This window comes from Nocardia sp. NPDC003183, from assembly GCF_053590715.1.
This window is the reverse complement of the sequence record NZ_JBSFTG010000003.1, coordinates 664038-677122: the sequence shown is the minus strand read 5'-3', so window position 1 is coordinate 677122 and position 13085 is coordinate 664038. Positions and strand designations below refer to the sequence as shown.

Genomic DNA, 13085 nt, shown 5'->3' with positions numbered 1-13085 from the left:
AAACGGGAGCTCTGTACTGATCGCTCGAAAGCGACCAGAAGATAACACCGCAGCGAAGATTCGCTCTTCTATTGTCTTGCACCACAGTATTTCTGACCGATCACGGGGATCTGTCGCGGAAGCCGTCGCCGCCGTCGTCCCGCTGTGCGGCACGGAGTGCTGGCCGGGGATCGGCGGTCGCCAGGGATATGCTCGACCGGTGGGCACAGTGGCGGCGGAGCGGATCTCGACCTGGGCTCCGTTGCGTTCACCGGTGTTCCGGGCGCTGTGGATCGCCCAGCTCGTGTCGAATCTGGGCACGTGGATGCAGACGGTCGGCGCGCAGTGGATCCTCGTGGATCAACCGAACGCCGCGGCACTGGTGTCGTTCGTGCAGACCGCGCTCGCCCTGCCGGTGATGTTGCTGTCGATCCCGTCCGGCGTACTGGCCGACCTGGTCGACCGGCGCAGGCTGCTGATCGGCGCACAGACCGGGATGGCGGTCGCCTCGCTCACCCTCACCGTCTTCACCGCCACCGGCCACACCACCCCCGCGGTCCTGCTCAGCCTGCTGTTCCTGCTCGGCTGTGGGCAGGCGCTCACCGCGCCCGCCTGGCAGGCGGTACAGCCCGAGCTGGTGCCCCGCGACCAGATCACCTCGGCGGCGGCGCTGGGCAGCATGAGCGTCAATATCGGCCGAGCCGTCGGGCCCGCGGTGGCGGGCGTGATCGTCTCGATCGCCGGGCCGACCGTGGTGTTCGGGTTCAACACGGTGTCGTTCGTCGGCATCGTCGCGGTGCTGCTGGTGTCGAAGTGGCCGACGCGAACGAGTCCGCTGCCCAGCGAACGGCCCCTCGCGGCCTTACAGGCGGGCACGCGATTCATCCGAGCCGCGCCCGCGATCCGACGGGTGCTGTTCCGCGCGATCCTGTTCATCGCTCCCGCCAGCGCGGTGTGGTCGCTGCTGCCGGTGATCGCCCACGACCGACTCGGCCTGTCGTCCTCCGGCTACGGTCTGCTGCTCGGCGCGCTCGGGCTCGGCGCGGTGTGTGGCGCACTCGGATTGTCACGCCTGCGGGTCCTGTTCACCCCCACCCAGCGGCTCGCGCTCGCGGCGGTCCTGTTCGGTATGGGTGCGATCGCGACCGCACTGGTGCACCACGTGGTGGTGGTGCTCGTGTTGCTGGTGGGATCCGGTCTCGCGTGGTTGCTGGCGATGGCGACGCTGAACTCGACCATGCAGTTGCTGCTGCCCGCCTGGGTGCGCGCCCGTGGGCTGTCGGTGTACATGCTGGTGTTCATGGGTGGGCAGGCCATCGGTTCCCTGCTCTGGGGCCTGGTCGCCGGTGCCTACGGTGCCGTGACGGCACTGTTGATCGCGGCCGCGCTGCTGGCGTGCTGTGCCGTGAGCACCCTGTGGTGGCCGATCCGGCACAACGTCGAGGAGATCGACCTCTCCCCGGCGGCGTTCTGGCCCGAACCGCAACTCGTCGTCGAGCCCGAACCCGAGGACGGCCCCGTCCTGGTGATGCGCGGCTACGACGTGCCGCCCGCCGACGTCGCCGCCTTCACCGACTCGATGGCGCTGGTCGGGCGATCGAGGCAGCGCACGGGCGCGATGGAATGGCGGCTCTACCGCGACGTCGGCACCGTCGACCGGTTCGTCGAAGCCTTCGTCGTGCGGTCCTGGGCCGAGCACATGCACCAGCATCAGGTGCGCCTGACCGCCCGTGACCGGGAAATCGAAGAGACCGTCGCCCAGTACTCCGCAGGCCCCCACACGGTCTCACACCTGGTCGCAGTCGAGCCTGGTTAGACCAGTCGACCCCACACCACCTAGGATGAACCCCATGTCGCTGTTCCTCGATATCCTCCTTGTGATCACCAGCTTGCTGTTGGTGCTGCTGGTGCTGCTGCACCGCGCCAAGGGTGGCGGCTTGTCCAGCCTCTTCGGTGGCGGCGTCCAGTCGAGCCTGTCCGGCTCCACCGTCGTCGAGAAGAACCTCGACCGCATCACCATCTTCGTCGGCATCGTCTGGTTCATCGCGATCCTCGGCATCGGCCTCGAGATCAAGTTCGCCTGACGCGTCAGCTCGACGACACGATTCGTCGGGCCGCTGCTTCGATCGCTGATTCACCGAGCAGGACTGTGTCCGCGGCCGGTCCCAGCGGGATGAAGCTGTCCGCACTGGTGACCCGCGCGAGCGCGCCCTGGTAACCGGCGTCGACAAGCGTCGCGAAAACTGACTCGGAGACTCCTCCGCTGCGCCGGGTCTCGTCGGCGACCAGCACACGGCCGGTGGCTTCGGCGTGGTGGAGCAGGTCGGCGGCCGGAAGGGGATCGAGCCAGCGGAGGTCGAGTACTCGCGTGTGGATTCCCTGGGCGGCAAGGCGATTCGCGGTGCGCAGGCTCATCGGGACGCCGTTGCCGAAGGTGACGATGGTGAGGTCGGTGCCGTCGCCGTAGGTGCGTGCTGTGCCGATCGGGATGTGGTCGGTGGCAGGGGAGGCCAGCCAGGCCTCGTCGCCTGGCTGGAGATCTTTCGTGTGGTACAGCGCAATCGGTTCGACGAACACACAGACCCGGCCGTCGACTCGGGCCGCTGAGACGCAGGTGCGCAGCATGTTTGCCGCGTCGTCGGCGCGTGCGGGCACCGCGACGACAACGCCGGGGATATCGCGCAGTGCCGCCAGGGAATTGTCGTTGTGGAAGTGGCCGCCGAAACCCTTTTGGTAGGCGAGGCCGGCGATGCGTACCACCATCGGATTTCGGTACTGCCCGTTCGAGAAGAATTGGAGGGTGGCCGCTTCGCCGCGGATCTGATCGGCCGCATTGTGGACGTAGGCCAGATACTGGACCTCGGGGATCGGGATGAAGCCGGCCAACCCGGTACCGAGCGCGGTGCCGAGGACGGACTGTTCGTCGAGGAGGGTGTCGAAGACCCGGCGTGCTCCGAAGCGCTTTCTGAGGCCCTTCGTGACCCCGTAGACGCCGCCTTTGCGGCCGACGTCCTCGCCGAACACCAGCACATCGGAGTCTCTGGTGAGGAGTTCGCCGAGTGTGTGGTTGATCGCTTGCGCCAACGTCATCCGGGAGTCGGGCGCAGGAGTCGACGGACCAGGGCGGGTGACGTCCTCGCGGATAGCGGTGGGGTGAATCGGCGCGAGGGGCGCGATCACGGCCGCCGCGGAATCGAGCCGAGCCTCGTGAACCACCTCGTCGGCGGTCTCCCGCACGCGGGTACCGATCCGCTCGTAGCGCTCGAGCAGGTCGCCGGCGTCAGCGGCACCCGCCGCGATCAGATAGCGGGCGGTGCCGAGGAGGGGATCTCGGGCCAGGTCAGCGGCGATATCGGCCGGACCACGGTAGGCGGCTTCGACATCGGACCCGGCATGTCCACCGAGCCGGACGGTGCGCAGGTGCAGGAAGACCGGCACCCGCCAGGTTCGTGCCAGATTCACCGCGTCTTCGGCGGCACCGAGAACATCGGGTAGATCGCAGCCGTCGGCGGCGAAGTAGGTGAGACCCGGCCGTGGACCGTAGGCTCGCTCGATCCAGTCCGGCGCGGTGGGCACACTGATACCGAGCCCGTTGTCCTCGCAGACGAACACGAGCGGCATCGGCACGCCCTGATGGGCGGCATGCAGGGCGGCGTTGACCGCCCCGACCGCCGTCGAATGATTGGCCGACGCGTCCCCGAAACTGCACACCACCACCGCATCGGCAGGCCATCGGCACGAAATCCCTTGCTTCGCAGCACGATCCACCGCGAATGCCAGCCCCACGGCTCGCGGCAGATGTGAGGCGATGGTCGAGGTCTGCGGAATGATCGATGCCGCCGCGCTGCCGATCACCTTGTGCCGACCACCGGAAATCGGATCGGCGGCCGCCGCGACAACCCCCAGCAGCACATCCCGAATCGGATCCAGCCCCGGAATCTGGCGGCATCGCTGCACGAAGAACGCGGCCGACCGATAGTGCAACAACGCCGGATCATCGACGCGCAGCGCGGCCGCCACCGCCGCGTTTCCCTCATGTCCCGAAGACCCGATGCTGTAGAAACCCTGCCGAGCGGCCCCCAACCGCCGAGCCGCCAGATCGAGATGCCTACTGGCAGCCTGGGATTCGAACAACTCCGCCCCGAACGCGGCATCGATGCTCCCGACCGCGTCGATCCGATCGGACACGACGAGACCATCCATCGCGGCCCGAAACGCCCCATCCAGGTCAAGCGAACCCAGCGCCACCGCAACAACTCCTCGCCCGCAGTCGAGTCGACGTCCGAACCGTCGGCATGCCAAGAACCCGATGCTAGCGCCTGCCCGGCCGGATCCAGGGAGAACCCGACAGGGGAAGAATCCCGCAACCGGGATGGTCGTAGCTGGAGTGCTGGGGTGGTTCGGGCAGCCGGTAGTGTCCGGTGTTCAGGTGGGACGGTGAAGGAGGGGCTATGACGACGTCAGGTGGGCCGGGCGGTCCGTGGGGGTATCCGCAGCAGCCGGGGCCTTTCGGGGCGCCGCCGCAGCAGCCGTATCCGCAGCAGCCGTACGGGCAGCCGAGTTTTCCGCCGCAGCAACCGCAATATCAGCAACCGCCTGCCCAATACGGTGCGCCGCAGGCGAATTATGCTGCGCCACAGCAAGCTCCGCCGCAGGGTGGACCGCAGGAGAGCGCGGCGGTGCAGGCATATCTGGCGGCGGTCGCTCACCATATGACGATGGGCGGGCTCCAGGTGAGCCGGAATTGGGTCGGCCCGGTGCTGTCGCTGATCGGTGTCGGTGCGGTCATCAAGAGCTCGCTGAATCCGATCGAACTGGCCGTGTGCGTCGGCCACGCGGGCGAGATCTCACCCGCCACCGTCGCCGGATTCACCAGGCAGGTCGATGAATTCGCCCGTTCGATTCGGCGCCCGAGCGCCTTCGCGGTGAAGGGTGGCGCATGCGCGGTCGCCGCGCTGATATCCGATCGTGTACACCCGGCCAGCTTCGGCGCCGTCACCAACAAGGCGATGAGCTTCGGCACCGTCGTGGTACCCGCTGTTATCGATCTCAGTAACCGGCAGATGATGATCGCCCAGAACACTCCGGTGATGGGATTCGCGATGTGGAGTACCGTGCGCGGCAAAGCCGGTATGTACCTTCCGGATCCACGCGCGGTCTTGGGCTGACAGCCGGCGATGGGCCCCGCACATCGGTGATCGCGCGAATGCGCAAAGGCTGCGGCGGCACCTGTTCGGGAGGGTGACCGCATGTTTCCGAAAGCGCAGTGGTGGTCGCGGCTGTCAGGGTAGCTCTACGCCGCCGGGAGGCGGCGGTGAGTGAGCGCCAGGAGGCAGATCATGCGAGGCAGAGTTCCTGTTCGGATGCGGGTGTTGGCCGCACTGAAGGGTGAGCCGGATTGGGATTCGATCACCCCGGCGGAGGTCGTCGAGGGGCGTGGGGCGCAGGAGAAGTTGCGTCGGTCGGCTGTCGGGACGTTCGTCACCGGGCGGTCGGATCGGGGCGCGCTCGGCACCGATCACACGCTCGAACTGGCCGGTCGCACGCTGCGTGTTCGCGTGCACCGGCCGGTGCACGGGGGTTCGGGGTTGCCGTTGATCGTCGCGTTTCACGGTGGCGGGTTCATCACGGGGGTTCCTGAGCAGGACGATTGGCTGCTGAGTCACCTGGCTGCCGAGTGTCCGGCGGTGGTCGCCTCGGTGGACTACCGGCTGGCGCCCGAGCATCCGATTCCCGCCGCTGTCGAGGACGCCCGCGACGCGGTACCGCTTCTTGTCGCGCGGGCGGGGGAGTGGGGTGCGGACGGTGCTCGGCTCGCGCTGCTCGGTAGTAGCGCGGGTGCCACTCTCGCGGCGCTGACCGCCTTCGATACTCCTGACCTGCGGACGCAGGTACTGATCAATCCCCAACTCGATTGGACCGACGGGGTCTTCGACTATCCCTCGTTCACCGAGAATGCGGACAGCCCTACCGCGACCCCCGCGAACTGCCGTGCGGTGCAACGCATCGCGCTCCCCGAGGGATTCGACGCGCGGCAGATATCGCCGATGTTCCGCGACGACCTCGCCGGGTGCGCCCCCACCCTCATCCAGTCCGCCGGTCTCGATCCACTGGAAGATCAATCGCCCGCCTACGCCGATCGTCTGCGGCAGGCGGGGGTCGAGGTAACGCTGACCCGCTATCCCGAAGCGACACACGGTTTCCTGAGCATGCGGGGGCTGATCCCCGCCGCCGAACCCGCCCGCGCGGAGATCCTCGACCATCTGCGAAGTCACCTGGCTGTGCGTTCTGGAGCGCGTCGATGACCACCGTCAGTGAACAGTCCACCCGGGCAACGAGTCTCATCAGCTTGCTTCGCCCGTATCTCGGCAGTTTCGGCGCGGTGGCGATCCTGCAGGTCGTCGGGGCCGTGGCGGGGCTGGCTCCGTTGCTGGCCGTAGTCGAACTGGGCCGAATCCTGTTGTCACCCGGCGAGGTCGACCACGATCATGCGTGGCTCGTCGTGCTGGCCGGTGCGGTGGGTCTGCTCGTCCGATTGCTGTGTACCGCAGCCTCTTCGGCGGTCGGGCACCTCCTCGACGATCGCGTCCAGCTGTCGTTGCGGCGGCAACTGGCCGATCAGCTGGGGCGGGTGCCGATCGGCTGGTTCGCGCGGCGACGCACCGGTGAGCTGGCGAAGATCGTCGGCGACGACGTGAGCGCGGTGCACCCGTTCATCGCGCACGCGCCCGGCGAACTGGTGTCGGCGTTCGTGGTTCCGTCGGTCTCGCTGATCTACCTGTTCACCGTCGACTGGCGGCTCACTCTCATCACCCTGATTCCGGTGGTGCTGGCGATCGCGCTCGTCCCCTTGATGATGACCCCCACCCGGCTGCGCGAACAGCAGGATTTCGACACGGCCATGGGTGGTATCGCCGGCTCGGTCGTCGAGTTCGTGCAGGGCATCGCGGTGGTGAAGGCCTTCGGCGGGTCCGAACGCGCCCATCGCCGATTCCGCACCGCCACGGAGGATTTCGCCGACATCTTCCTGCGGATGGTGCGTGGCCTGGCGGGCATCGCGGCGGGCATGCAGGTGGCGCTGTCGCCGCCGTTCGTGCTGCTGGTGGTGCTGCTCGGCGGCACGGTGCTGATCACGAACGGTGGAATGGCCCCAGCTGATCTGTTGCCGTTCCTGCTGCTCGGCATCGGGCTCACCGCCCCCGTGGCGGCGCTCGGACACGGTTTCGACGACCTCCAGGCCGCGCGGCGCGCGGTAGGCCGGATACGCGACGTACTCGACGAGGCGCCGCTGCCCGAGCCGACCCGACCGAGGACGCCGCAGGGGCATCGCGTGCGGTGGGCGGACGTCCGTTTCGGCTACGACGCCGAACACGAAGTGCTGCGCGGGATCGACCTGGTACTGGAGCCCGGCACTGTCACCGCACTCGTCGGACCGTCGGGCAGCGGCAAATCCACCCTGGTCCAGCTACTGCCGCGGTTCTTCGACCCGACCCACGGCACGGTCTCCCTCGGCGGCGTCGACCTGCGCGAACTCGGTAGCCGCGAGCTCTATCGGACGGTCTCGTTCGTCTTCCAGGACGTGCGGCTGCTGCGGGCCTCGGTCGCGGACAATATCGCCCTCGCCGTTCCCCGTGCCGACCGTAACGCCGTGGTGCGCGCGGCCCGCCTGGCGAACATCCACGACCGCGTCCTCGAACTGCCGCACGGCTACGACACGGTGATCGGCGACGATGCGGTCTTGTCCGGCGGTGAGGCACAGCGGATTTCGCTGGCTCGTGCCCTGCTCGCCGATACTCCGGTCCTGGTCCTCGATGAAGCGACCGCCTTCGCCGACCCGCAGACCGAGCAGGCCGTCCGGCGGGCGCTGGCATCGCTGGGACGTGACCGGACCATCCTGGTCATCGCCCACCGGCTGGAAACGATCGCCGACGCCGACACCGTTGTGATGCTCGACAACGGCACGATCGTCGAACAGGGCAGACCCGCGGATCTGCTCGCCCGACCGGGAAAATTCGCCGACTTCTGGCACGCGCACCGCACGGTGACCGCGGAACTACAGGGAGACCCACGATGATTCGCCTGCTGTTGCGCGTGCTCGGAGCCGACTACGCAGGTCCGGTTCGGCGCACGATCGCGCTGATGACGGTCACCGCGGTCGCCGAGGGCCTGTCCTATGCGCTGCTGGTTCAGGTACTGCGGGCGCTGTTCGGTGACGACCCCGCCGCTGCCCGACCCTGGCTGATCGCACTGGGTGGTGCCGTCGCCCTCTATGCCGTCCTGCGCTACCGCAGTGACCTGTCCGGATTCCGCGTCGGCACCACGCTGCTGCGCGGGGTGTACCACCGACTCGGCGACCACCTGGCCCGACTGCCCATCGGTTGGTACACGGCCGGTCGGGTGGGTGAGGTGTCGGTGCTCGCCAGTCGCGGTGTGCTGCAGGCGTTGAGCGTGCTCGCACACCTGCTGGCACCGCTCATCTCGGCGGCCGTGACGCCGCTGACGATCATCGTCGTGATGTTCGCGTTCACTTGGCAGCTGGGGTTGGCCGCGGCCGCCACGGTGCCGATCGTGGCGGCGATCCAGGTCTGGTCGGCGCGGGCGATGCAGGTCGGTGACGCGCAGCGACACGAACGCGACCACGACGCCGCGCAGCGGGTGATCGAATATCTGCAGGCCCAGCCTGTTCTGCGAGCCGGAGGGCGGACCGCGGAACGGTTCGACCTGCTCGACGATTCGCTCCGGGAAGTCGCGCGCACCTCGCGCCGCCGAGCCTTCACGGCGCTGCCCGGAATCCTCGGTCTCTCGCTCGCGGTACAAGCGGTGTTCACCGGTTTGCTCGCCCTCGGCACGTATCTGGCTCTCGGTGGAGACATCGGTGCGGCGGAGTTCCTGGCGGTGCTGATCCTGGCCGCTCGGTGCGCCGACCCGCTGCTGTCCCTCGCTGATCTCGGCGGCCAGCTGCGCGGTGCCCGATCCGAACTGGTGCGCCTCGAGGCACTGCTGCGGACCGAAACCTTGCCGGAACCCGGTACGCCCCTGGAACCGCAGGCTCATGACCTGACCTTCGACGCCGTCACCTTCCGGCACGGCACCCGCACGGTGCTCGACGAGGTCTCGCTGACGATTCCCCGCGGACAACGGCTGGCCGTGGTCGGACCGTCCGGCGCGGGCAAAACCACTCTCCTGCAACTGATCGCCCGCTTCTACGATGTCGACGCGGGCACCGTCCGCATCGGCGGCGTCGACGTGCGCTCCATCAGCACCGAAACACTGATGGCCCAGTTCGCCATCGTCTTCCAGGACGTCTACCTGTTCGACGGGACGATCGAGGACAACATCCGCCTCGGCCGCCCCGGCGCCACCGACGACGAGGTGCGAACCGCCGCCACCGCGGCCCGCCTCGACGAGGTGATCGACCGACTCCCCGGCGGCTGGGCGACGAACGTCGGCGAAGGGGGCACCCTCCTGTCCGGCGGTGAGCGTCAACGTGTTTCGATCGCCCGAGCCCTCCTGAAAGACGCCCCGATCGTCTTGCTCGACGAGGTGACCTCCGCCCTCGACCCCTTGAACGAGGCCGCGGTCCACGAGGGCATCGAACGCCTGATGGCAGGCCGAACCGTGGTCATGGTGGCCCATCGCCTGCGCACCGTCCGCCGCGCCGACCGCATCATCTTCCTCGACCACGCCCACATCGCGGAAGACGGCACCCACGACGAACTCCTGCACCGAGCAGGCCGCTACGCCGACTTCTGGACAAGCTCCCTGACCCCGGTCATCTGACTCGGCGAGCATCACCCGACACGACGAAGCCCGGGCCCGATCATCGGGCCCGGGCTTCGTCAGTGGCTTATTCGTCGTCGAGCAGCAAGCCTGTTGCGGCGGCCTCGTCGATCACCCAGGTGGTCGATTCGATGCCGACCGCGCCGGCCGACGGGATGTCGTCGGGGGAGGCGCCGTTGACGGCGGCGGCTACTGCGGCGGCCTTGCCTTCGCCGCTGACCACGAGCATCACGTGGCGGGAGCGGTGGATCGCGGGCAGGGTCATGGTGACTCTGGTCGGCGGGGGCTTCGGGCAGTTGTGCACGGCGACAACGTAATCCGTGGTTTCCTGCACTGCGGGTGAGTGCGGGAACAGGGAGTCGATGTGGCCTTCGGGCCCCATGCCGAGGACCGTGAGGTCGAACTCGCCGCGTTCGTCGAGTTCGGTGTGCACGACCTGGGCGTAGGCGGCCGCGGCTTCCTCCGGGGTGCTGTAGGGACCGTCGGAGGGGCCGATCGGGAACACATGGGCCGGGTTCAGCGCGACGAAGTCCAGCAGCGCCTCGCGGGCCTGGAGTTCATTGCGGTCCTTGTCGCCCGCGGGGACGAAACGCTCGTCGCCCCAGTAGACATAGAGGGCGGACCAGTCGATGTCGCCGGGGGCTTGGCGGACGCGTTGGAGCAGGCGGATGCCGTCGCTGCCGCCGGTGAGCGAGACCGAGGCGTGGCCGCGTTCGGCCTGGGCGGAGACGATCACGTCGACGAAGCGTTCGGCGGCCGCGTCGGCGAGCAACTCGGCGTCGTCGTGGATCTCGATCGTGTTGGCGGGGAATTCGGCACCGAGGTCGTCGTGCACGTCTATGTGGTCACTCATAGGTCACCTTCTCGATTCCGGCGAGCGCCTCGGCGTAGATCTCGTCGGCGTCGAGCCGGCGCAGTTCTTCGGCGAGGCAATCGCGAGTTTCCCGGCGTGCCAGCGCGATCCGCTGGTCGGGTTCGCCGGTGCGGGTCAGCGTGGCCGTCCTTCCTAGTTGCGGGCGTTCGATGGCGATCGAATCGGTGGCGCGCTGGATTTCCACCTTCAGCTCCCCGGTCTTGCGGATCACCGGGCAGTGCAGACGCGAGGCCAGCCAACCGGCCAGGGTGTCGAGCGCGGGTTCGGAGGCCAGGCCCGACACGGTTACCGAGGTGACCGGTTCGAACGGCGGCTCGTCCAGCGCCGCGGCCAGCAGCGCCCGCCAGTAGGTGATGCGGCTCCACGCCAGATCGGTATCACCGGTGGCGTAGGAGAAGCGGCGCTTCTTGATCGCGGCCTGTGGATCGCGGGCGTAGGTGGCGTCGGTGATGCGGCGTTTGGCCAGCTTGCCCACCGAGTCCATCGACGGGTACTCCGGCGCGCCACGCGGCCACCACGCCACCACGGGGGTGTCGGGCAGCAGGAACGGGGTGACGACGCTGCTCTCGTGGTTCACCAGCGCGCCCTGCAGGCGCAGCACGATCACCTCGGCCGCACCGGCGTCGCCACCGACGCGGATCTGGGCGTCGAGTCGGGTGTCAGCGTCGCGGTCGCCACGCGCCAATACGATGACCCGGCACGGATGTTCGCGGCTGGCGTCGTTGGCGGCGTCGATAGCGTCCTCGGCCTCCGAGGAGTCCAGGGTGCATACCACCAGGGTGAGCACCCGGCCCTGGGTGATCACGCCGTTGGTCTCGCGCAACTGGACCATCCGTTTGCCGACATCGACGGTGTTGGTGTCGGGCATGTCGACGATCACGGACGCCGCCATTCCCGCCCGCTGCGCGCGAGCATCTCATCGGCCGAGCTGGGACCCCAGGTCCCGGCCTCGTAGGGTTCGGGTTTGCCGCCCGCGGCCCAGTGCGCGAGCACGGGATCGAGGATGCGCCAGGACAATTCGACCTCCGCGTTGACCGGGAACAGCGACGGCACGCCGAGCAGCACGTCGAGGATGAGCCGTTCGTAGGCTTCGGGGGAGGACTCGGTGAACGCCTCGCCGTAGCTGAAGTCCATGTTCACATCGCGTACTTCCATGCCCGAGCCGGGGACTTTGGAGCCGAAGCGCAAGGTGATGCCCTCGTCCGGCTGCACCCGGATGACCAGGGCGTTCTGACCGAGCTCCTCGGTCATGGTCTGGTCGAAGGGCAAGTGCGGCGCGCGCTTGAACACCACCGCGATCTCGGTCACCCTGCGGCCCAGGCGTTTTCCGGTGCGCAGATAGAACGGCACACCCGCCCAGCGCCGGTTCTCCACGTGCAGGGTGAGCGCGGCGTAGGTCTCGGTCCGTGACTGCGGATCGAAGCCCTCCTCCTGATGCAGGCCGACGACGTGTTCGCTGCCCTGCCAGCCTTCGGTGTACTGCCCGCGCGCGGTCGTCTCGTCCAGCGGCGCAACGAGTTTGGTGGCCGAGAGGGCCTTGATCTTCTCGGTGGTGAGCTGCATCGGCTCGAAGGAGGTCGGCTCCTCCATCGCGGTCAGCGCGAGCAACTGCAACAGGTGGTTCTGGATGACGTCACGCGCGGCGCCGATCCCGTCGTAATAGCCTGCGCGACCACCCAATCCGATGTCCTCGGCCATGGTGATCTGCACGCTGTCGACATAGTTGGCGTTCCAGATCGGCTCGAACAACTCGTTGGCGAAACGCAGCGCCAAGATGTTCTGGACCGTTTCCTTGCCGAGGTAGTGGTCGATGCGGAAGACCTGCTCTTCCGGGAAAACCCGGTTGACCAGGGCGTTGAGTTCCTTGGCGCTGGTCAGGTCGTGGCCGAACGGCTTCTCGATCACCACGCGCCGCCACGGGGTGTACCCGTCGGGGTCCGGCTTGGCCTGAGCCAGGTGGTGCTCGGAGAGCTGATCGAGGACCACGGGGAACATGTTCGGCGGAATCGACAGGTAGAAAGCGTAATTGCCGCCGGTGCCGCGGGTTTCGTCGAGATCGCGCAACGTGTCGGCGAGCGTCGCGAAGGCCGCGTCGTCGTCGAAGCTGCCCTGCACGAAGCGCAGTCCCTCCGCCAAGTGGTCCCAGACCTCCTGGCGGAAAGGGGTGCGCGCGTGCTTCTTCACGGCCTCGAGTACCACCGAGGCGAAATCTTCGTCGGCGTAGTTGCGCCGGGCGAAGCCGACCAGGGCGAAACCAGGGGGCAACAGCCCCTGGTTCGCCAGGTCATAGATGGCCGGCATCAGCTTCTTGCGGGACAGATCTCCGGTGACACCGAAAATCACCATGCTGCACGGGCCCGCGATGAAGGGGACCCGTTTGTCGCGTTCGTCGCGCAGCGGGTTGTGCCACAGCCCCGCCGCCTGATCCGTCGATGCTGTGCCGGCCATCGTG

Annotated in this window: 10 protein-coding genes; 6 read left to right on the top strand and 4 right to left on the bottom strand. The window is 68.0% G+C overall.

The features are described 5' to 3' along the window. Window positions 1-199: 199 nt before the first annotated feature. Window positions 200-1795 carry an MFS transporter gene (locus ACWDXS_RS15015; protein WP_378989090.1) on the top strand — a complete coding sequence of 532 codons (1596 nt, stop codon included), beginning with the start codon at window positions 200-202 and terminating at the stop codon, window positions 1793-1795. Between the two features lie 34 nt (window positions 1796-1829). Beyond that, window positions 1830-2063, top strand: a complete 234-nt coding sequence (gene secG, locus ACWDXS_RS15010) for a preprotein translocase subunit SecG (protein ID WP_101468684.1) — start codon at window positions 1830-1832, stop codon at window positions 2061-2063. Between the two features lie 4 nt (window positions 2064-2067). Here secG and ACWDXS_RS15005 read toward each other — a convergent pair whose 3' ends face one another. Further along, entirely contained in the window at window positions 2068-4182 is a 2115-nt protein-coding gene (locus ACWDXS_RS15005) for a thiamine pyrophosphate-dependent enzyme (RefSeq protein WP_449966250.1), read from the bottom strand. A 248-nt stretch (window positions 4183-4430) separates the two neighbouring features. Between ACWDXS_RS15005 and ACWDXS_RS15000 the strand changes: the two genes are divergently transcribed. The 4 genes from ACWDXS_RS15000 (at window position 4431) to ACWDXS_RS14985 (ending at window position 9759) form a co-directional block, all read left to right on the top strand. Next, on the top strand, window positions 4431-5147 hold the full coding sequence (locus ACWDXS_RS15000) for a hypothetical protein (RefSeq protein WP_449965912.1): 717 nt from the start codon (window positions 4431-4433) through the stop codon (window positions 5145-5147). A 171-nt stretch (window positions 5148-5318) separates the two neighbouring features. Then, window positions 5319-6284: an alpha/beta hydrolase fold domain-containing protein gene (locus ACWDXS_RS14995; protein WP_449965909.1), complete on the top strand. Its 966-nt coding sequence runs from the start codon at window positions 5319-5321 to the stop codon at window positions 6282-6284. Further along, entirely contained in the window at window positions 6281-8053 is a 1773-nt protein-coding gene (locus tag ACWDXS_RS14990; protein ID WP_449965906.1) for an ABC transporter ATP-binding protein, read from the top strand. Before ACWDXS_RS14995 ends, ACWDXS_RS14990 begins: the two co-directional genes overlap by 4 nt. Then, window positions 8050-9759, top strand: coding sequence for an ABC transporter ATP-binding protein (locus ACWDXS_RS14985; RefSeq protein WP_449965903.1), 1710 nt, complete (start codon window positions 8050-8052; stop codon window positions 9757-9759). The genes ACWDXS_RS14990 and ACWDXS_RS14985 overlap by 4 nt, the downstream gene beginning before the upstream one ends. A gap of 67 nt (window positions 9760-9826) precedes the next feature. Here ACWDXS_RS14985 and pgl read toward each other — a convergent pair whose 3' ends face one another. Genes pgl through zwf form a run of 3 tightly spaced genes read right to left on the bottom strand, consistent with a single transcriptional unit; the run spans window position 9827 to window position 13081 of the window. Beyond that, window positions 9827-10612: a 6-phosphogluconolactonase gene (gene pgl, locus ACWDXS_RS14980; RefSeq protein WP_387442966.1), complete on the bottom strand. Its 786-nt coding sequence runs from the start codon at window positions 10610-10612 to the stop codon at window positions 9827-9829. Then, complete coding sequence (gene opcA, locus ACWDXS_RS14975) at window positions 10605-11513, bottom strand: glucose-6-phosphate dehydrogenase assembly protein OpcA (protein WP_378989136.1); 909 nt, start codon at window positions 11511-11513, stop codon at window positions 10605-10607. The genes pgl and opcA overlap by 8 nt, the downstream gene beginning before the upstream one ends. After that, window positions 11510-13081, bottom strand: a complete 1572-nt coding sequence (gene zwf, locus ACWDXS_RS14970; protein WP_378989096.1) for a glucose-6-phosphate dehydrogenase — start codon at window positions 13079-13081, stop codon at window positions 11510-11512. The genes opcA and zwf overlap by 4 nt, the downstream gene beginning before the upstream one ends. Between the last annotated feature and the right edge of the window lie 4 nt (window positions 13082-13085).